The organism is Plantibacter sp. M259 (assembly GCF_006065115.1).
Lineage (GTDB): Bacteria > Actinomycetota > Actinomycetes > Actinomycetales > Microbacteriaceae > Plantibacter > Plantibacter auratus.
Window position 1 is genome coordinate 71,310 of the sequence record NZ_CP040750.1, and the last position, 20,335, is coordinate 91,644.

The window sequence follows — 20,335 nt, forward strand, 5'->3', positions numbered from 1 at the left end:
GCACGACCGTCGACCGGTCGATGGTCCGAGGACGCCTGCCGGAACTCGTGACGATGGCCGCCACCACCGCCCGCCGGAGGCCGGCACCGAGGTGATCCGGAGGCTCGCGCCCTACTCAGGGATGGACGGCGCCCCGTCCGCGCCGCGCGCGATGCGGAGCATCCGCGTCGCTGTCGCGTGGAGGAGTGCTCTGAGGTCTTCAGGCTCGTCGACGATCACCGCATGATCTCCCAGCCCGGCGATCACCGCTGGAAGCCAGTCGAGGCGCTTGGCTCGGATCGAGACCCGATGCCAGGCAGGTGCGTCCTCGATCGACTCCACGACGGCCACGCTCTCCGGGAAGTGGGCCCGGATCTGCGGGACGCTCGCCTGGATGCGCAACCGGACGTGCCATCGGTAGTCCGCCCCCGCGAATCGATCGACGAGCGGAGGGCGCTCCGCTCGAACAATCGGGCCCGAGACGACGCCGGGCAACGTCCGCGCCGATCGGATGCGGTCGACCCGGAAGGTGCGCTCCTCCGCTCGCTCGACGTCGAACGCGTCCAGGTACCAACGACCGGCATGGACGAGCAGGTCGAACGGATGCACCGTGCGACGCGATGGTGTGTCCTCCGCGTCGCGGTAGCGCAATTCCACGGGGCGTCTCGCTCGGAGCGCGTCCGACACGGTGAGCAGGACTCCCGCGTCGGGCACGTCGAGGGGCGACGGTCTCCGTGCTGCGGCCTGCAGGACCGCCTCGAGGCGGTCCACGGATGCGGCCGGGAGGGATCGCCGGATCTTCGCGAGGGCGATCTGCGCCGCGAGGTCCGGGGAGTCGGAGGACGATTGGGCTTCACTCAAGCCGAGGAAGACGGCGACCGCCTCCTCGTCGGTGAGCATGATCGGCGACACCCGTCGGCCGACGGCGAGGCGGTACCCGCCGTAGCGACCGCGCACCGATTCGATCGGGACATCCAGGTCCACGAGACGCTGCACGGAGCGGCGCACGGTCCGTTCATCAACGCCCAACCGTTCGGCGAGCTCTGGCACGCTGCGGATCTCCGCCGACTGCAGCAACTCGAGCAGCTGCAGCGCTCGAGCAGTCGGCGAGCCGGCATGTCCCATCTCATGAGAATACCGGGCGAAATCTGTCCGGTATTAGCTCTATCGTCGTCACCGCCACCGCACCCGCGGGGAGCCCCACCTGTCATGGAGACACACATGCAACTCGCAGCCACCCGGATCATCACTGACGACGTCGACGCCCTGGTCGCCTTCTACGAGCGGGTCACCGGCGTGACTGCGGCACGCTTGCATCCACTGTTCGCCGAGGTGCGCACCGACACCGGCACGCTCGCCATCGCCAGTTCAGCGACCATCCCACTGTTGGGTGAGAACGCCGCCGCGCCGCGAGCCAACCGATCCGTCATCCTCGATCTGCTCGTCGATGACGTCGACGCGGTCTACACGACGCTCCAGGGCGTCGTGGAGACGTTCGTGAACGAGCCGACGACCATGCCGTGGGGCAACCGGTCGCTGCTGTTCCGCGACCCCGACGGCAACCTCGTCAACGTCTTCACCCCGACCACCGCTGACGCCGGTGAACGCGTCGGATCGTGAACCTGCACCTGCCGGCTACGCCGGGATGACGCTCGACATGAGTCGCGGTGCTGGCGGGAGCGCTTCGTGCCGGTCTGACGCACGCAGTCCGTCGATCACGAGTGCGGCGTAGCGTCGCGCAGCTCGGACGCGCTCCGTCTCCGTCGTACTCGAGAGTCCGCGAGCCGCGAGCAGGACCACGAGGAAGTCGTCGAGGACGAAGTCCGCGCGCAGCGCGCCGACGTCGATGGCACGACGAGCGACGGTGGTGATCGCCCGCACGGCCTGTTCGCGCTGGGTCCGGAAGTCGATGGCATCGGGGTAGGCGGCGAGGAACGCGTCCGTGAACCCCTGGTTCCGGGCGTTGAGGACCAGGACCTCCTCGATGATGCCGCGGAAGCCACGCCAGGGGTCGACATCCGCGAGGGCGTCGACCACGATCGAGCGGCAGGCGCCGAGCTCGTCCACGAAGGCGGCTCTGACGAGATCGGCTTTGGTCGGGAACCGCCGGTAGAGGGTGGCCGGCCCGACACCGGCTCGTCGGGCGATCTCTCGCATCGTCACGTGGAGGCCGTCGGTCCCGAACAGTTCGCGGGCTGCGGCGAGGACGCGGTCACGGTTCTCCTGGGCGTCGGAACGCAGGTTCTGAGGCAGTGTCGCGGACATGTGTCTCACATTACTCAAGTGGACGGGTGCGTCCGTTACGTTTCGGGAGGCGGGTCAGATCCCCCGCCACGAAACGGAGTGCACCCATGCGCGCAGTGATCATCCGGACCTTCGGCGACCCGAGTGGGATGGAGGTGACGGACCTGCCCGTCCCCACGCCCGGGGCCGGTGAGGTCCTCGTTCGAACGGAGGCCGCAGGCGTCGGCGGGGTCGACGTCGTGATCCGCAGGGGCGGGATCGCCGAAGCCGCCCGGGACTCGGGGATGATCCCGGGGAGTGAGGCCGCCGGCGTCATCACCACGACCGGGCCCGACGTCGACCCCGCATGGGTCGGTCGACGGGTCTGGGCGTTCACGGGGACGTCGGGCGCGTACGCCGAGTACGTGATCGCGCGAGCAGACGAGATCGTCGAGCTGCCGTCCGACCTGACATCCATCCAGGCGGTGACGCTGGGTAGCGCGTTCCCGGTCGCGCACTTCGCGCTCGAACGCGCTCGCCTGGCCGCGGGCGAATCCGTCCTCGTGCGCGGGGCCGCCGGGAGCATCGGCCTGGCCGGCGTCGAGCTGGCCGCTCGTGCCGGTGCCGGGGTCATCGCCGTCACCACGTCATCCCCGGAACGCGGAGCACGACTGCGGGCCTTCGGCGCCACGCACGTGCTCGACCGCGCGGGTGTCGGCAGCGCGGAGGCCCCGGCCGAGTTCGACGTCATCCTCGACATCGTCGGCGGCCCCGACCTTCCCCGGTTCATCGAGCGGCTCTTGCCGAACGGCCGCCTGATCGCCGTGGGCGTGGTGGGCGGGTTCCCGCCCGCCGACTTCGGCACGGCTCTGTTGTCCGGCTTCCGCCGATCGATCACCTTCGGAACCCTGAGCCTCGACACCGTGCCGCGCGAGGACCTCGCCCGGGTCCGGGCCGAGGTGTTCGACGACGCCGTCCGCGGCACGCTCTCGCCGGTGGTCCACGACACCCTGCCACTGAGCGACGCCGCCGAGGCGCACCGGCTCATGGACGCCGGGGAGGTGTTCGGGCGCATCGTGCTCGTCCCCTGAGTCGGCTGACAAGGCAGGCACCGATCCGCCACCGCTACAGCCAGATCGTCGCCAGCCAGATCTCGACGGCGGCGAGCACCAGCAGGGCGACGTTCAGCCCGAGTACCCGGATCTCACCGCGACGCACGTGCAGGGTGATACCGCCGAGCTGCACCAGGACCAGCCCGACCGCCGCCGCGACGGTCAACCAGGTGAGGACGCCCACGAGCGGGGGCAGGATGAGACCGACCACGCCCAGGACCTCGAGGAGCCCGATCACTCGAACCGCCGAGAGTGGCATGCCGTCGACCCACGCCATCATCGGGCGGAGCTGCTCTGCAGAGCGGACGAGCTTCATGCCGCCCGAGTACAGGTACAGGACCGCGAGCAGTCCTGCAACGATCCAATAGGCGATGACCATGTGCAACCTCCGAGTGCGTGTGTGCGTTGATGGTTACGATGGGTAACCAACGCAAGTGTGGACCGGATCGGACCGGCGTACAAAAGGCACACGCGTGTGACCGAGCCGCGAGGGGTGCCGTGTTCCGCTATCAGAGGCTGTGTTCCGTCAGGGGCGACCAGGGCAAGGCCATCCGCTCACTCCTGGACCGCATCGCCGACAAGTGGGCGCTCCTCCTCCTCGCGACGCTCCATGACGGCCCGTTCCGGTTCACCGAGCTCGAGCAGCGCATCCCGGGCATCTCCCGACGCATGCTCACCCTCACCCTCAGGAACCTGGAGCGCGACGGGCTCGTCATCCGCACCACCTTCGCCGAAGTGCCGCCGCGGGTCGAGTACGAGTTGACAGACCTCGCGCAGTCGCTCATCCCCCATGCGGTGGCACTCGCCGAGTGGGCCGGCGAGCACGTCCCTGTGATCGAAGCGAGTCGAACGGCATACGACGAGCGGTTCTGACCACCTGCCCGTGCTGCGAACAACGAGAAAGTCCCGAAAACCAGATGGTTTCCGGGACACCCCTTGACCCTCATGTCGCCCAGTTAGTGAGCTTCCCTGAGTTCTTGCACGCTCCGCTCCGCGCAGCCCGCGCTTCGCATCACTCAGTCCATGCATTCAATGTTTGTGGTCCTGGCGCGGTCCCGGTAGACGATCTACACGCCAGTTGGACGACATCGCCATCACCATCGTTCGTCAGCACGGCGCCTCCGCCGCGAGTGTGATGCGTAGTGCACACTTGTGCGGACTCGATTGGGAGGACGGGAGTGCCATGACGAATCGTGCAGCTAGACCCCCAAAGCAGCTTTTCCCGTAATTGTCGCGCGAGAATGTGCGCGGTTCGCGAGGTGATTGGCGGAGCAGGTCAGCGAAGACGCTCACCATCTGAGCGCTGGCACGCACATCGTGTATGAGTCGGTGTCTGGCTTCAAGGCGCGTCTCGAACGGGATTGATGGGACAGCCGCGGTGCCGGACCAATGCGGGCCTGGATCGACACACGCAGCGCACTTCAGTAGGCAGGACAGCCTCCCGCTGCTCGAATCTACGAAGGTGGTGTAACGCTATGAGATCGATTACTACGTTGCTGCGACTCGTTAGGACGAATAGACGCCGCGGCCCAGATCCTTGCGTCGACGTACATCGCCTCTGACCACAGCCGTTTCGAGTTCCCAACGCAGCTCGTGTCTCCAGCGGACGGCTCCGGTGCTCGCCTCGACCTCATCGTCGACCAGGTCTGGATGATCCCGTTCGATCGCCGAGTAGAGGTCGGCTATCGAGATTGGTGCGCCGTCTCTCTCAAAGCGTACGATGCGCGGGATCTCTGTTGCGAACTGATTGCGCCTTGTCATGAGAGAACACTAGCGAAAAGGTGCCACCCTTCTCGCCCACTACGACCCGGCGGCCGCCTATTATTGGACTGATTCGCGTTTGCTGTTCGAAGGGGGGCAAACCTTGATCGGCTAAGCCTGCTCCGCTTCCGCAAGGGGAAGATCGTCAACGTATGCGTGAATTGTCGTAAGCACATTCTCGGGTTTGATGTTGAGTTCGACTCGATCGTCCCTCGCGATGAAGTATCCGGGCGCCATCCGACTCAAGGCCAGACACTCCTGCCTGAGTTCAACGTCTGAAATCGTGAGGTTCCGCGTGTACCGCAGGGCAGTCCGGAGGGAGGCGTACTCAACCGTGTGGTCGCGATCTTCCTGCTGCAGCTCGTACACGGTCTCGAGGATCTGTTGATGCGGACTGGACTCAGGCTCAGACGCTTCGATCGCGTCGACCCACTGCTCGGCCTGGTTCGGCGTCTGGCAGGTGGCCAGAAGTTCTCGCATCTTCGCCAGGCTGACTCGCTTTATGGGGGCCAACCTCACAAGCCGCGCGAGGTCCCTGGCCCGCATGAGAGTGATGCCTTTGGAAGGGTTGGCCTGGCGGTCGGATTGGATCTCGCGAATGACCGCACCAAGGTCGTCGGCGCCAGTTTCGAACTCTGGACCGACGACGATTGCGTAATCGCAGTCGGCCTCATCGCGATGGCGCGCGATGGTGGACACCTCAACACTGCTCTTCTTGACCTTTCCTCCCGGCTTCTCCTTGCTTTTCGCCTCCAGGGAGACACGGTATTGAGCGACGCCATCATCACCCGCAGGCAAAAAGGCCTCGGCAAGGCCATCTTGTTCGTCTTTTGCAGCCTTTGGCACCGCCTCAAACCCTAGCTGTTGGAAGACATCGACCAGCGCAAGTTCAAGACCCTTCGGACTCGTGAGCGAGTTCATGAGTCCCTGCGCGACAGTGATGGAGTTGCGCGCCCCGGAGGATCTAGCAAGGTGCCTGAGTAGCTCATCCCTGGCATCGAGAACGGAGACCACCGCTGCATCACCGAGGTTGGCATCGTTTAGTCCTGCCTCCAGCAGTATCTCGGCGATCGCAAAAAGTTCGAGGGGCAGGTTCTTCTTCCGGTCGTTGTACTCGTCGGCGAAGTGCGCAACGAATGGGTGTTCGAGATTGATCGAGAGCCGCCCACTTGCACTATCTAGCATGGCCATCGGGAGAAGCGTTCCCAGATCCTCATAGACCACGTCACCAATTAGGCCCGCACCGTCAGTGATCCGCGCTTCAAGAAAGGCGATAAGTTCGTCTGATGTGGAGAAGACCTTCTTATCGATCGAAACTAGGTGTCGGGAGTGGATCTTCTCCTCATAGGCATCAACGACCAGGCGCAGGATCGGTTTCTCTGTGAGGCTTGCGGGGCTGTCCGCAAATCGTTGCGAGGCTCGGCGCTCGGATGCAGCCTGGGTCTCGTGTGATTCAAGCTTCGCCCGAGCGAGGTTGAACAGGCCACGTAACAACTCGCGTGATCGGTCGACGACTGGTCCAGCTAGCAGAGTCTCGCGTGAAGACCGGAGTTCTGTGTCGAGTCGGTCAATATTGACGACAAGCCTAAAACGTGAGAACGTGCCGTGACGGAGGCTATTCCGGTCGATGCCAAAGCCCGAATCGTCCGGATTTATAAGACGTCCGTGCACATATACAAAGAAACCGTTGCTACGTCCCACGTCCGCAGACTTGCCGGCGTCGATAGGGTCTTCGTAAAGCTCAAGGTACCCGCTTACAGGGCCAAGACTCTTGTCTACAAGCAAAAAGTGCCGATAGTCCTCTGAGGGTATTTTCTCGTCGACGTCGGTATCGAGTTCATTGGGCGCGGGGTTCGGAATCGTGATGATGTCTTTACCAAGCACCCACGCGCCAACCTGCGTCGCACTTGCTTTAGATGCGATCACCTTCTGGCCGTTTAGATACAACGAAAAGTCGTCGCGCAACGGCATCGCGGTTGCAAGCACCCAACGCAAGCGACCCGCGGCGAGCTCGATCGCCATCGGTTTCAGATCCGTGATGATGGCGACAGTCCAAGACTTCTCTGCAGCTTCACCGAACAGGGCCAGACTGTCGCGCCCGGCATCGTCCGACATCCAAGGTCGTACAGCTCGGAGCGCCTCCTGCTCAGTGAGCTCACGGAGCGGCAGCTGCACAGGCGGGGCTGTGACAGCCTCCGCAGTTGCCGCGCGATCGGAAGCCGGCGGTGGCGTTGGAATCGCTTTGAAGTCCATCGTCGTGGAGTAGTACTTGCCGCCGGACTTCGTAATGTGAGTGAGCCGTGTTCCAAGGACGTATGCTGCTAGCTTTCCAATTCCAAACTTTCCGATTGTACGCCTGCCACGAGCGGTCGTTCGATTGTTGGCTTTCACCGAATCTCCGACGATCCAGTGAATCTTGAGCCCGGCGGCATCCATACCCGTACCGTTGTCAATAATGGCGATTGAGGCATCAGGTGCCGCCCGGTCCGGCGTCATCACGGTGTGCACGCAAGTCGCATCCGCATCAAATGCATTCGAAACTAGTTCCTCGATGGCCTTGTTCGGGCTGCTATAGAGACCCTCGGAAAACAGGCCGATAATTTGGAAGCTGATCTCAACGTTAATCTGGTCTGTGACCGCGCCAGCCTCGTAGAACGAGCTGCTCCCACTTAGAGCCGTTGAGGCGCTCATGGCTTCTGAACGGTCAAAACAACTTCGGTGCGCATACGCTTGGAAAGCGAAGAGTTCTGATTCGCCGTGCGCACAGGCAGGTACCTCTTATTCTCTGGAAGATCGCGTTCTATCCGGGCCGTGACATTGAAACCGGCCTGCTGATACGCGATTCGGACCAGAGCATCGTTTTGGATGTAGTTTCCACGCAACGTCGAGTTTCCGATGACCGTTACGACCTCGGCCTGAGGCTTGCACACCCGTTTGAGCTCTCGCGAGAAAAGAGCGAGATCCTGCGAGTATCGGGTGATAGTTGATAGAGGAAGGCGGTCGGGATCATCAACGGAGTCCTTGATAAACTGGACCATGTCATTTACATGGTCTAGGGCGTCACCATTAAGTGCGCGCTCGGCCCCAATGCTGTTCGAACGTATCTTCCTCAGCTCCGGGATCGTGTGACCGAACCAGATGAGCGACATCTTGTGCCCGCGGAGGTAGTCGATCGCATTGAGATAGGGCGGGGAGGTGATAATAAGGTCCACAGAGTTTGCAGCTAACGCAAGCGCACGCGCATCGCCGCGAGCGACCTCAACCTGGCCAGTAAGTTCACGCTGATCAAGGAGCTTCATAAGACCCGCAACCGAATTTTCGAAGCCTCGGTAAACGTCAAAGGCCGATTCGGTGGCCACACGATGAGGACGGCTGTGCGAAGTGTCCGCAGCCAGCGATGCCTTGGGCGACTTCGTCACGATGATTCGACTCAACGCCACTTGAAGTGCCTGTCTAATCGCGTCATCGTCGACGCGATCCATCTCGCGAACCAGGCGGTTCAGCTGGGTACGCTGCGTCCCCGCGAACCAATACTCAGCGAACTTGATCGTCTCTGGATCTTCCCACCGAGCTTTAACCACCGCCGAGGCCCGGGCCCGAGCGCAGAGACGCTCAGCCTCCGCAACGACCGCATGGGTGTCTACTGGACGCGTCGCAACCGAGCTCATGAGGACAGCAAGCGGATCCATGTCGAACCCGCGAGCAGAGTGGCCGCGGCCCGCCGCGGCTGTGAGGACGGTGCCAGAACCGCACATCGGGTCAAGGACCACCAGCTCGCCCTCGCCGGATATGGCGTCCAGATGGTCGATGGCAATGTCAGGAGCCATCTTCGCTGGGAAGGGGTGGATAGTTCTTGCACCCATCAGGAGCGCTCCTTTTACTCGTCCGGCAAGAGCAGGCGTGCTCCTCGAGGCCGTCAATCGTCTCATCATCCCAGCGGGGCCAGAGACAGGTCATCGAACTCGCCGGCGTGTCCGAGCTTATCGGGGACCGCTGACAGCTTGGACCCGGAGCCCCCTCTCGGCCCAGTTGTGACAATCGCGCCCTGGGATGGGAGTGCGCAGAGGGCCTTGTGCCCCAACCTGAACTGGGTTTCGCGCCGCGCCGGATACACCCGTTGTACGTAATGTGAACACGACCCGCTCGTGACACGTCGAGGTATCCTCCGTACCGTGATTCTTCAGACAGCGTTGAGCGACAACTCAACATCGTTGCCGCGGAGGGTGGTGATGTAGACCGGGTATTGCGTCGGCCAATTGACTGGGATCGGGAACGGGCCAACTCACGGACGCCGGCCCGATCGTGTCGTGGAAGTCGCTGCGAAGTATGCTCGATCGAAGGGTCTTGTGTAGGCGAGGCAGGTAGAGTTAGGCGAACTTGAAGACGGAATTGAAATCGGGGCACCGAGCCGGACATATAGCAACGCCGCTTGGTGTCAGTCGCGAGTCGGACCGACCGCAGATTTCAGGTTCAGAATTCACCTACAGACGGCAGTAAATTACGCAATGCGTCTTTTACATTTAGTTTGTGCCGCGAAATATTATGGTTTCATTGCGCGTACATTGCTGTTGATCCAGTGGACGAGCGAGTTGTGTCGCGCGTTGAAAGCATGGAGAACGGCCCACGATCCTACTCTGCCGGGCATCGCCACAGAGAAGCACACTTACATACCTCAGCTGCCTGCGACGATCCTGCAATCAACTCATCTCACTCCACGGCCAGGTCCAGTTGAACATTAGCCAATGACGGCCCACCTCAACACAACTCTTGCATGCGTCGACCCGCATCCGGATCCCGAGGAAGAGCGTTGCCACGACGTCAACGACTCCGTGGACGCCTTTCCACCGAACGGACCAGAGCTTCATGGAACGGCACTCCGGGATAATGCGCGTGAGTGAACCGATGCCACCGTGACGGATGTAATGGACGCCCGCCGACGGCCCACACCTGTAGGTCGCGGGCATCAATCAGGGTCTCGGCCCACGCGACCTGCTCTCGGAAATGCACGCGGGCGGGCCCGGAAGGTTCTTGCCCTCCGTAAGCAATCAACACAGCGTTGCACTGCTCGATGGCGGCCGAGATTGCAGGCCTCGCTTCCAGCCAGCCGTCCGGTTCTGCCCCGACTTCAGCTATGTTCCCAGTGCGGTACGTGGCAATCGAGAACAGGTTGGCAGTAACGATCGCGCTAACCCCAAGGAGTTCTTTCAACAAGGCGACGCGTCGTCGGGTACGGTCGCCAGAGGTGGCCGATGGCGGATTGGACATCAGGACTAGCAGGACCGTCCCAGCTCGGGAGAGGCCGTGGGGTCGCATCGTACCGGGCTGAGAATCGTCCACACTCAAGCATATGTGAGACTCCTGTTCACGCGCGAGGCCGCGACACGTTGCGACTTACGGATCTGCTGAGTATGTACCGGTCATACTGAAACCTAGCCAAGCGGCCCATGCACTGTCTGTAGCGAATCAACACTGGCTAGACAACCTGCGAAGGCGCATTTCAGGAAGAGGATCGAGGATGACCACCGTGAGCGACTTTGACATCAACAACTTTTTGGGCGATCAGATCGAGCATGCAAGAGGCGGCAGGCTGGCACGTCAGTACGGTCGGATCGCGGAAAAAGGCCAGAGCATAGACAGCATCAAGCTGGCGGTTGATGCGGCCATCGACAACATCCAAGTCCACGATGCCCGTTCCTTTGTCATCTATGGTGAACCCCAGAGTGGCAAAACCGAGATGATGATCGCCCTCACCGCCGCTCTGCTAGATATCGGCAAGCGGATCGTGATCGTGCTGACCAACGACAGTGTGCAGCTACTGGAACAGAACATCACTCGCTTCCAGCTGTCCGGCCTCGATCCTGCGCCGAAGAACTTCTCCGAGGTCCTCGACAGCGCCGTGAAGATCGCCGGTCGTGACTGGGTCATTTTTTCCAAGAAGAACCAGAGTGACCTTGACAAGCTCCTACAGAAGATCTCCGCTTATCCGAACCGGGTAATCCTGGACGATGAGGCAGACTACGCGACGCCGAACGGTAAGGTGAATCGCGCGGACAAGACTCGTATCAACGAGCTGGTCGAGAAGCTTATCGGAAAGGACGGTATATACATCGGCGTCACTGCGACTCCGGCTCGCCTCGACTTAAACGCGACCTTCGACAACGAGAACACCCGCTGGGTCGACTTCCCTCCTCACCCCTTCTACACCGGCCAGGACGTCTTCTTCCCAACGACGAAAGAAGGGATGGAAAACCTCAAGTACAAATTGATTCGTATGCCCGACGCTCGAGATGACACAAAGTTTCTGCGGAAGGCACTGCTTAGCTTTCTGGTGAACGTCGCCTTCTTGAACTACACGAATCAGCGTCCCGGTAGCTACTCGATGCTAATTCATGCGAGCGGCAAGAAGGCCGACCATGCCGTTGACTATGAGGCAGTGACGAAGATTTTTGGGATTCTCGCGGACTCCAACGCCACGAGATACGAGGCAACAACTCGCGAGCTTTTCGAGCTTGCCCGGGCCCGGCACGGAGAACTTGCCACCGCACTGACGCGCTTCGTTCTGCGTTCCATCAACCAGAACAACGTCGTCGTAATGAACAGTAACTCCGATCGATCGCAGTCGAGCTACACGAAGGTGACTACCCCAGCAGCACTGTTCACTGTGGCGATCGGGGGTAACATCGTCTCCCGCGGGGTGACCTTCGATAACCTCCTCTCAATGTTCTTCACCCGCGATTCCGCTCACAAGATCCAGCAGGACACCTACATTCAGCGTGCGCGGATGTTTGGAAGTCGCGGCGCTTACCTTGAAAGTTTCGAGCTGTACATTCCAGGCGCTCTCTACGACGACTGGCAGCGCTGCTTCGTCTTCCACAAGCTCTCACTCCGTCAGATCCGAAGCGGCTCTGGGGCACCTCTGTGGCTTCAGGACAATCGCATCCAGCCCGCAACGACGGCAAGCGTTAAACTAGCCGCCGTTGACTGGCAGAGTGGTGAGATGACGTGGGAGATTTTCAAGTTGTCTCCTGAAGTCGAAAAGATAATTGGCACCGGTGGCACCGGCATCGATCTCGTCAAAACTCTCGCTTCCACTGTCGGCAAGGACGCCCTCCCTGACCATGTCGTCGAGTTCGTCGAGAACTTCAGTCCCAAAGGCGCAAATTCCGTCGCTGTCCACCCGACGAGGTTGATCACGAAGTCATACACGACCGCCGACGCTGACACCATCACCCGCGCAAAGGGCTTTATCGGAACTAAAGAAATTGAACGCCTCGTCTACCCGCTCGCAATCCATCACTTCATGCTTTTTTCCAACGAAAAGGGCTTCGCTCGCGTCTATTACAAGTATTCACCGGCGCCGAACGACCCCAACGTAAATAGCCGACGCCTGGTATTCGTCGGGCGTAACGCGACCGCTTAGTGATCGGCGAGAAGCTCCGCTACCACGGAGTTGCCCTAGCCCGACTGATCGCGGAAGCTGGAGAGGAAGTCACCATCGAGCCGTTGAAGGACACTTCCCGCTGCGCGTATACGGTCAACAATGTGGTGATTTTCGTGAAGTACTCGACCAGCCGCCTGAGCCCGTGGAAGTTCGGTTTCTCAGACGATCAGAGGACGGAGCTGGAAGAGCTGGCGACTGGTTTCACGGCCATCTGGATTGTTCTCGTCTGTGGCAACGAGGGCGTCTTGGCCGTGCCCTGGGTCGACGTGCTTGCGGACCTTCTGAAGGACAAAGACGGAGGCGCATTCTCCCTTCAGGCTTCGCGAAGAAAGCACGAGAAGTTTCGCCTGTCGGGCGCTCGGGGAACGCCACTCCGTATTGCCGAGACCGATTTCCCGGCGCGCCTCTTCGTCTAGGTGGCGGCGATTTTCCGCCAGGCCTATCCCGCAGTCATGTCAAACGCATGCTTGTCGAGCGTGCGATTGCTGGAATCGATGTGCGCCCCGAGCGCGGTCGCAGTGTCGCCGCCAAATTCACCATGGACCGGGCGGCCTCGTCGCCCGGTGAATCAAGGGTCAGACTATCCGGCACGTGCCCGTCCTCCACTACCTCACCCCTGTGTTTGAGCGCATCGGCGCAGGCTGGCTTCCGAACTCAATGGCGTCCTTCAAGAAGTCAATCTAGCTGGCATCATCTGCCCGACACGAAGATTCACGGAGGGATAGCTCATCACTCAGCAGCCGGAAATGAGCGGACCAGGGCGATCATCAGTTCAGTCAGTGAATTGCGCTGAAGGAACGACTCTCATCGGACACAACGCTAAGCTCCGGTTATACGGAATACGTGCGCAGCATGATCCGCCAGCCCGTTGGCGAAGCGTGAGCGCTCTCGTAAAACAGAGGCTAGAGTTTGCAGAGCAACGACGACGGAAAGAGGAGGCTTATCATGACAACCATTGATGACGCGATCAATGATCGAGTTGAAATCGAATTCACGTACGACGGATTGCCGCGTGTGGTTCAGCCAGCCGCCCATGGTACGCATGTGAGCACGGGTAAGGAGTTGCTTCGTGGCTATCAGACAGGCGGAACCAGTGCAACGCGGTCGGTCCCATTATGGGACCTCTTTTCCGTCGCGAAGATCGAGTCCCTGGTCGTGACTGAACGACGATTCGACGCAAACCCGCCCGGCTACTCTCCAGATGATCGCCACCTGGGCGAGATCTACGCTCAGTTGTAGAAGGCTCTCTCGAGTTGTGTTAAAGGTAGCGCACAGGGACTAGCGAGGCGCCAAAGAAATGAGTCCCGGAAACCAAAGGTTTCCGGGACTCACTGGTCGGGCTGACAGGATTTGAACCTGCGACCCCTTGACCCCCAGTCAAGTGCGCTACCAAGCTGCGCCACAGCCCGATGCCATCTCCGCGGGCGGAGAAGACAACTCGAACAGTCTAGCGGATTCCGAGGGCGCTCCGTGACACGGCTCCGGCGACGGCAGCCCGGTCCAGACAAGCCGCACTCGTCGGGTGGGAGGTCTCCCCTGCCCGCCCCCGCACGGGGCACGCTACCGTGACTCGTCCGCGCCCGCGTGACAGGACGAACCGACCGATCCGGTCACCCGACGAAGGACCACCATGCGCTACAGCCACTACTGGAAAGAGGTCCGTGTCGCGGCCCTCACCGCCCTGCCCGTCGCGATCGTCTCGGGCATCGTGCAGGTCAGCCGGAACACGCCGATCGACGACGCCATCATCGGCGGCGCCATCACCTTCGTCGCCCTGTCGCTGCTCATCCCCGTCGTGCGCCACTGGCTGCACCCCGAGTCCCGCGGCTGACCACCGCGGCACGACGAGGCATCTCCAGGACGCATCCCACGATGTGCCGAGAGGTCCGGGCAGGTGCCCGGACAGGCGCTACTCAGCCTTGCGATCGGCGATGAGCTGGTCGCGCACCTTGCGCCGCAGCACCTTACCGATGAGCGACGTCGGCAGCTCGTCGAGCTGCACGACCCGCTTGGGCACCTTGTACGCCGTGAGGCGGGTCCGGCAGTAGTCGCGCAGCGAACCGGCGTCGAACACCGTTCCGGCACGCATGACCACCGCGGCCGTCACGTCCTCGCCACCGGAATCGCGCGGCAGACCGACCACCGCGGCCGACTCGACGTCCGGGTGCGACAGGAGCGTCTCCTCCACCTCGGACGGGCTCACGTTGAACCCACCGGTGATGATGAGCTCCTTCACCCGGTCGATGACCGTCACGAAGCCGTCCGCCGACACCGTCACGATGTCGCCGGTCCGCAACCAGCCGCCCTCGAGCAACGCCTCGCGCGACTCGTCCGGACGACCCCAGTACCCCTGGAAGACCTGCGGGCCACGGAGCAGCAGCTCGCCCGACTCCCCCGCCGCACGATCGACCGTCGGGTTCTCGGGATCGACGACGCGGATCTCGGTGCTCGGGAACGGCACACCCACGGTGCCCGGCCGACGCGACGGACCGATCGGGTTGCCGAGCGCCACCGGCGACGACTCCGTCATCCCGTAGCCCTCGACGAGCAGACCGCCGGTCGCCTCCTCCCACCGCGTGACCGTCGACACCGGGAGACTCATCGCCCCGGAGATCGCGAAGCGGACACTCGTCAGGTCGACGCCCTTGCGGCTCGACGCACGCGACAACGCGTCGTAGATGGGCGGCACAGCCGGCAGGAACGTCGGCGGCGACTTCTTCGCCGCCGTGAGCACCAGCTCCAGGTCGAACTTCGGGAACAGCACGAGCCGCGCCCCGATGCTCATGGCGAACGTCAGGCACAGCGTCATGCCGTAGGCGTGGAACAGCGGCAGGACTCCGTAGAAGACCTCGCCACCCTCGCTCAGGCCAGGCACCCACGCGCGTCCCTGCTCGGCGTTCGCCCGCAGGTTGCGATGCGTCAGGATGGCACCCTTCGGTGCCCCGGTCGTCCCACTCGTGTATTGCAGGAGCGCGGTGTCGTCGAGCGTCGGACGCACGACTCGCTTCGACAGCTTCCGTCCGCCGATCAGCCGTTCCCACGGGAGCACGTGCTTCGCCGACGGGGTCGCGGTCATCGCCGCACGCGACTCACGCGCACGCTTCACCGGCAGCCGGAGCGCCAGACGCTTCGACAACGGCAGGGCCTGGGTGATGTCGACCGAGACGATGCGGCCGCGCATCACGTCGGCCGGGAGGTCGGCCACCAGATCGTAGACCTTGTCCCACACGATCGCGACGTGCGCGCCGTGGTCCTCGAACTGATGCCGCAGCTCACGAGCCGTGTAGAGCGGGTTGTGCTCGATGACCGTCGCACCGAGCCGGAGCGCCGCGTAGAACGCGACGACGTGCTGCGGACAGTTCGGCAGCACGAGCGCCACGCGGTCGCCCGGCTTCACGCCGAGCTTGCGGAGCCCTTCGGCCGCTCGAGCGACCTGTTCGCCCAGCTCGCTGTAACTCGTCTCGGCACCGAAGAACTCCAGGGCGATGCGATCACCGAAGCGCTTCACCGAGGTGTCAAGCAGGTCGACGAGCGTCTCGGTGACCTCGTCGATGTCGGCGGGCACGCCACTGGCGTAGGACGACAGCCATGGCCGCTCGGCCAGACGCTGACGCTGTGCCTCTCCGGCCTCGGTCGGCTCCGACGACTGCTCGCCCTCGCGCTGCTCGGCTGTGTTTCCTCGATGGTCCACGACGATCCTCCAGATGACACCCGTGCGCACCGCACGCATGCCTCCACCCTAGGCGGGGCGTATGCCCGACCGGGGATGCGACCCGACCGCTTGACAAGCTCCAAACCGACACCGGTGAATCCCCCGAGGAGTCGTGGAACAACGCCAGAAGCCGGCCACCCGAAGGCGACCGGCTCCCGATGATCCAGCGACTCAGACGGCGTCGGGTGACGCGGGCGTCTTCGGCTGACGCTTCGCAGCCGCAGCCGCGTTGTCGGACATCGCCTGCTGGAGGTTCTCCCCCAGCGCGCCACCGGCGACCCCGCCCAGGAGGGCGGACAGGTCGAGCCCGGTGATGTCCTTGACGACCTTCGGAACCTCGCTGACGACCTGACCGACCGTCTTCGTGACCGCTGACGCGCCCTCAGTCGAGATGACCGTGAGGTTCGAGATGTTGCCGAGCGGCTCGGACACGGCGCGCGTGATCTCAGGCAGACGGGCGATGATCTCGGACGCGAGCCCGGCCTCACCGTACTTCTTCAGTGCCTCCGCCTTCGCGTCGATCGCCTCGGCCTCCGCCAGACCCTCCGCGGCCACGGCCGACGCCTTCGCGTCACCCTGGGCGCGGATACCCTCGGCCAACGCGATCTGCTTGTCGCGCTCAGCGGTACCGGCGAGACGCACGGACTCCGCAGCGGCCTGGGCGTCCTGCACCGCCGCGACCTTGTTCGCCTCGGCGATGGTCTTGCGCTTGAACGCGTCGGCTTCCGTCGCGGCGTTGGCCGCATCACGAGCCGCCTGCGCGCGCTGGACCGTCGCGTACGCGTCGGCCTCGGCAGGCTTGCGGACCTCGATGTCGAGCCGCTCCTGCTCCACCTTCGCCTTCTCGGCGAGGGCTTCGCGCTCCTGCTCCGCGACCAGGCGGTCCTGCTGCGCCGTGGCGAGCTGACCGGAGGCCTCGGCCTCGGCGTTCGCGCGGTCGGTCTCCGCCTTGATGGTCGCCTGCTTAAGGCTCAGGGCCTTCTGACGCTCCGCGACCTGCTCCGCCGCTTCGATCCGCGCGAACTCGGACGCTCGAGCGGTCTCGGCTTCCTTGATCTCCGCGTTCTGCCGGGCGAGCGCGTTCTCAGCACGCCCGAGGTCGGCGAGGTAGTTGGTGCCGGGCGTCGAGATGTCGGAGATGTTCAACAGGTCGACCTGGAGGCCCTGCTCGGCGAGATCCGTCTTGGTCGCCTCGACCACCGCTTCGGACAGGGCGTTGCGGTTGGAGATGATCTCCTTGATCGGCATGTTGCCGATGATGGAACGCAGCGACCCTTCCAGGGACTGCTGGATGATCTGCGTCAGCGACCCCTGCTGCGAGAGGAAGCGCTGCGCGGCACGGCGCACACCCTCCGGCGTGCCGGAGACCTTGAAGTTCACGCTCGCCTGGATGGCGACCTTGATGAAGTTGGTGTCGACGCCCTCGACGACGATGCCGATCTGGCGCTGCTCGAGCGAGATCGGGAAGCCCTGCTGCAGGATCGGCCAGATGAACACGCGCCCACCGATGACGACGCGCTGCCCACCATCGGGCTCGCCCGTCTTGGCGCCGGCCCCCCGACCGACGATGACGAGCGCCTGGTTCGGCGGTACGCGCTTGATACGTCCGGCGACGAACGCGACGATCGCGAGCGCCACCACGACGAGTGCGATCACGGCGATCACCGTGATGTTGGTGGTGATGAAGTCCATAGGGCAGGTGCCTTCCCCTCGAGGGCGTGCTGGTGGATGGATGGAATCAGGGCTGCGTGTCGGCAGCGGCTCCGCTCGACGCGGGTTCGACCTTCACACGGGAACCCTGGAGCTCGACCACGCGGATCCGGCTGCCCGTTTCGATCCTGGTGTCGGAGAAGGCGAGGCGGGTCTCGATCTCGTGCGGACCGTCGAGGCTGACCTCGCCGAAGGAAGCCGAGATGGTCGACCGGGCGACCCCGTAGAGCCCGAGCGGTGAGCTCGGCGTGCCGTCCTCCGAGCGTTTGAAGCTCCGGATCATCAGCTGGACGCCGACGAGCACGAGGACACCGATCACGGCGGAGATGACATATGCGGACCAGTCGGGTAGCCCGTTCGCCAGCACGATCGCCCCGACGGCGCCGAAGACGGTGAACGCGCTCCCGAGCGCGGTGGCCGAAACGGCCCCGTCCAGGAAGTCGAAGATCTCACCGAAGACCAGGGAGATGAGGACGATCACGAGACCGACGGCGCCGACGATGATGAACAGGGTCATGGCACCAACCCTACTGAACGCCCAGGCGGCGTGCGGGAAAGCGGTCTCCGGTGACGGCGCCGACGGGCTGCAGGCTCCTGTGGAGCGACTGCGGAGGCCCTCAGTTCGCCGCGTCGAGCAGGTCCGTCAGCCAGCCGGCACCGCGCGTCGTCGCGCCCAGACCCTCGACGCGTTCCCGCAGCTCGCGGTCCGAGGTGACCACGACGACCGCGCCGTCGAGCCCACGGACGACGTCCACGATCGCGTCGTCGCCACTCCCCGCCGCGTCGACGACCGAGACGCCCGCCCGCAGCTCATGCCCGGGCTCTCGCACGTCGTCATCGGTGTGGACGCCGCGGGCCTGTCCTTCGACGACGGCGACGTAGGCCGGCCACCAGCGGTTGAAATCGAGGTCGAGCGCCTGGGCGTCGAGACCCTCGTGTGCGAGACGGCCGAGTCGCGCGACGAACCGCTGCGCGGCTCCGGCACGATCCTTCCACCACCCGTCCGGTCGCGACCCGACGACGTTCGCGACGTCGACGACGACCGTGACGCGGCGCTCGAGCTGCGACCGCAGGCCGGGCCACGAATCGGCGAAGCCGGGGTGCAGGGGCAAGGTCTCGACCTCATCCAGCGGCACCCAGGCGAGGGCGATGCTCTCCGGGTCGGAAACCACGGGTTCGAACGGCTCGACCGCCTCGACGATCACCGTCGTGTACGACCAGAACCCGAGATCGAGCACGGAGTCGAACCGCAGCTCGATCGACTCGGCGGGGACACCCGCCTCCTCGTGCGACTCGCGGACCGCACCGTCCACAGCGCTTTCGAACTGGTGACGCGCGCCTCCCGGGATGCCCCAGGTGCCGCCGAAGTGGCTCCAACCGGCTCGATGCTGCAACAGCACGCCACGCGCTCGATCGTGGACGAGGAGTCCGGCTGCACCGAACCGTCCCCAGAACTTCCGGCCGTCGCCGGACTCGACCCAGGCATCGCCGGCATCCCGGACGGGGCCGCCAGCAGGATGCGCATCAGTCATTGGACCAGCCTGTCACGAAAGCCTGCGCGCCACGCCCTTGCCCGCCGTCACATCCCCGGCACCTGCTGGAATATGTTATATATTGAACTTGAGTATTGCAGTGGTTGCATCAGCGCCACGCACCGAACCCACGCGAAGGACCCTCATGGATGCACGTCAACGCCGGACGCGGGCACGGCTCGCGCGTACGATCCTGCAACTCGCCGCAGAACGCCCCACCTCCGAGATCTCCGTCTCGGAGATCGCCGCGCGCGCCGGCATCAACCGCTCGACCTTCTACCAGCACGCGGCGGCACCGTGCGAGTTGCTCGAATCGGTCCTCGCCGAGGAACTCACGGAACTGAGCATGACCCACCTGGCGACCGTCTCCGCGGACGACGCCGCAGCGGCGATCACCAGAGCCACGGTCGCAACGCTCCGCCACCTCGACGAACGAGCCGACATCTACCGGGTCGGGCTCGGCGACGACCTCCTCGGTGCGAGTCTCCAGCCGATGCTCAACCGGGTCTTCACATCCACCGTGCTCGACATCTTCGAGCGCGGCGCGATCACCCTCCCCCACGCCGAATGCCTGAGCGAGGAACAGCGCGACCTCTTCGTGCGGTCTGCGGCGCACTTCGTCGCAGCAGGGTCGGTGGCGACCTTCCGCGTGTGGCTCGACACCCCCGCACCGCGCGACATCGAATCGTTCCTCGAGGTCATCCGCGAACTGCTCCCGAGCTGGTGGCCGTTCGAAGCCGAGCCCGCATCCGCCCTCGCGCCGGCCGCCGAGGCCGCATCTGAGCGCCGCTGACCCCGCCTCGACCACGACGAAGGCCCGGGACCACTCCATGGAGTGGTCCCGGGCCTTTTTCGTCGCCGTCCG

At 63.7% G+C, this 20,335-nt stretch carries 18 protein-coding genes and 1 tRNA gene; 8 read left to right on the forward strand and 11 right to left on the reverse strand.

Annotated features, from left to right (window positions below):
• Window positions 1-111 precede the first annotated feature (111 nt).
• Window positions 112-1,104, reverse strand: a complete 993-nt coding sequence (locus FGL15_RS00340; protein ID WP_138944550.1) for a YafY family protein — start codon at window positions 1,102-1,104, stop codon at window positions 112-114.
• Between the two features lie 96 nt (window positions 1,105-1,200).
• Here FGL15_RS00340 and FGL15_RS00345 point away from each other — a divergent pair, with 96 nt between their 5' ends.
• Window positions 1,201-1,599, forward strand: a complete 399-nt coding sequence (locus FGL15_RS00345) for a VOC family protein (protein ID WP_138944551.1) — start codon at window positions 1,201-1,203, stop codon at window positions 1,597-1,599.
• 15 nt (window positions 1,600-1,614) lie between these two features.
• On the opposite strand, the gene FGL15_RS00350 is transcribed toward FGL15_RS00345, so the two are convergent.
• A complete protein-coding gene (locus FGL15_RS00350) occupies window positions 1,615-2,244 on the reverse strand; it encodes a TetR/AcrR family transcriptional regulator (RefSeq protein WP_138944552.1) in 630 nt (209 codons plus the stop codon).
• Between the two features lie 86 nt (window positions 2,245-2,330).
• On the opposite strand from FGL15_RS00350, the gene FGL15_RS00355 reads away from it, so the two are divergent.
• Window positions 2,331-3,293 carry a zinc-dependent alcohol dehydrogenase family protein gene (locus FGL15_RS00355; RefSeq protein WP_138944553.1) on the forward strand — a complete coding sequence of 321 codons (963 nt, stop codon included), beginning with the start codon at window positions 2,331-2,333 and terminating at the stop codon, window positions 3,291-3,293.
• 34 nt (window positions 3,294-3,327) lie between these two features.
• Here the strand turns inward: FGL15_RS00355 and FGL15_RS00360 are convergent, their stop codons facing one another.
• On the reverse strand, window positions 3,328-3,693 hold the full coding sequence (locus tag FGL15_RS00360; RefSeq protein WP_138944554.1) for a DoxX family protein: 366 nt from the start codon (window positions 3,691-3,693) through the stop codon (window positions 3,328-3,330).
• Between the two features lie 119 nt (window positions 3,694-3,812).
• Here FGL15_RS00360 and FGL15_RS00365 point away from each other — a divergent pair, with 119 nt between their 5' ends.
• Complete coding sequence (locus FGL15_RS00365) at window positions 3,813-4,187, forward strand: helix-turn-helix domain-containing protein (RefSeq protein WP_138944555.1); 375 nt, start codon at window positions 3,813-3,815, stop codon at window positions 4,185-4,187.
• A gap of 999 nt (window positions 4,188-5,186) precedes the next feature.
• On the opposite strand, the gene FGL15_RS00370 is transcribed toward FGL15_RS00365, so the two are convergent.
• The 3 genes from FGL15_RS00370 to FGL15_RS21380 form a co-directional block, all read right to left on the reverse strand.
• A complete protein-coding gene (locus FGL15_RS00370; RefSeq protein WP_138944556.1) occupies window positions 5,187-7,766 on the reverse strand; it encodes an ATP-binding protein in 2,580 nt (859 codons plus the stop codon).
• A complete protein-coding gene (locus FGL15_RS00375) occupies window positions 7,763-8,938 on the reverse strand; it encodes a hypothetical protein (protein ID WP_138944557.1) in 1,176 nt (391 codons plus the stop codon). Before FGL15_RS00375 ends, FGL15_RS00370 begins: the two co-directional genes overlap by 4 nt.
• A 955-nt stretch (window positions 8,939-9,893) precedes the next feature.
• Window positions 9,894-10,388 carry a DUF1643 domain-containing protein gene (locus tag FGL15_RS21380; protein ID WP_370282239.1) on the reverse strand — a complete coding sequence of 165 codons (495 nt, stop codon included), beginning with the start codon at window positions 10,386-10,388 and terminating at the stop codon, window positions 9,894-9,896.
• Window positions 10,389-10,590: 202 nt separating this feature from the next.
• Between FGL15_RS21380 and FGL15_RS00385 the strand changes: the two genes are divergently transcribed.
• From FGL15_RS00385 to FGL15_RS00395, 3 genes are all read left to right on the forward strand, one after another.
• Window positions 10,591-12,495, forward strand: coding sequence for a Z1 domain-containing protein (locus FGL15_RS00385; RefSeq protein ID WP_138944559.1), 1,905 nt, complete (start codon window positions 10,591-10,593; stop codon window positions 12,493-12,495).
• The gene (locus FGL15_RS00390; RefSeq protein ID WP_138944560.1) at window positions 12,495-12,932 is read left to right on the forward strand and encodes a hypothetical protein; all 438 of its coding nucleotides are present in this window, start codon (window positions 12,495-12,497) and stop codon (window positions 12,930-12,932) included. Before FGL15_RS00385 ends, FGL15_RS00390 begins: the two co-directional genes overlap by 1 nt.
• A gap of 529 nt (window positions 12,933-13,461) precedes the next feature.
• Window positions 13,462-13,755 carry a hypothetical protein gene (locus FGL15_RS00395; RefSeq protein WP_205858664.1) on the forward strand — a complete coding sequence of 98 codons (294 nt, stop codon included), beginning with the start codon at window positions 13,462-13,464 and terminating at the stop codon, window positions 13,753-13,755.
• 93 nt (window positions 13,756-13,848) lie between these two features.
• On the opposite strand, the gene FGL15_RS00400 is transcribed toward FGL15_RS00395, so the two are convergent.
• Window positions 13,849-13,925, reverse strand: a tRNA-Pro gene (locus tag FGL15_RS00400).
• A gap of 221 nt (window positions 13,926-14,146) precedes the next feature.
• On the opposite strand from FGL15_RS00400, the gene FGL15_RS00405 reads away from it, so the two are divergent.
• Entirely contained in the window at window positions 14,147-14,347 is a 201-nt protein-coding gene (locus FGL15_RS00405) for a hypothetical protein (protein ID WP_056005177.1), read from the forward strand.
• 78 nt (window positions 14,348-14,425) lie between these two features.
• Here the strand turns inward: FGL15_RS00405 and FGL15_RS00410 are convergent, their stop codons facing one another.
• The 4 genes from FGL15_RS00410 to FGL15_RS00425 all read right to left on the reverse strand — a co-directional run bounded on the left by FGL15_RS00410 (window position 14,426) and on the right by FGL15_RS00425 (window position 19,470).
• Window positions 14,426-16,246 carry a long-chain-fatty-acid--CoA ligase gene (locus tag FGL15_RS00410; protein WP_138944561.1) on the reverse strand — a complete coding sequence of 607 codons (1,821 nt, stop codon included), beginning with the start codon at window positions 16,244-16,246 and terminating at the stop codon, window positions 14,426-14,428.
• Between the two features lie 153 nt (window positions 16,247-16,399).
• Window positions 16,400-17,920, reverse strand: a complete 1,521-nt coding sequence (locus FGL15_RS00415; RefSeq protein WP_064295482.1) for a flotillin family protein — start codon at window positions 17,918-17,920, stop codon at window positions 16,400-16,402.
• A 46-nt stretch (window positions 17,921-17,966) separates the two neighbouring features.
• Window positions 17,967-18,455 carry an NfeD family protein gene (locus FGL15_RS00420; protein ID WP_138944562.1) on the reverse strand — a complete coding sequence of 163 codons (489 nt, stop codon included), beginning with the start codon at window positions 18,453-18,455 and terminating at the stop codon, window positions 17,967-17,969.
• Between the two features lie 100 nt (window positions 18,456-18,555).
• Entirely contained in the window at window positions 18,556-19,470 is a 915-nt protein-coding gene (locus FGL15_RS00425; protein ID WP_138944563.1) for an NUDIX domain-containing protein, read from the reverse strand.
• A 145-nt stretch (window positions 19,471-19,615) separates the two neighbouring features.
• Between FGL15_RS00425 and FGL15_RS00430 the strand changes: the two genes are divergently transcribed.
• Window positions 19,616-20,263, forward strand: a complete 648-nt coding sequence (locus tag FGL15_RS00430) for a TetR/AcrR family transcriptional regulator (protein WP_138944564.1) — start codon at window positions 19,616-19,618, stop codon at window positions 20,261-20,263.
• Window positions 20,264-20,335 lie beyond the last annotated feature (72 nt).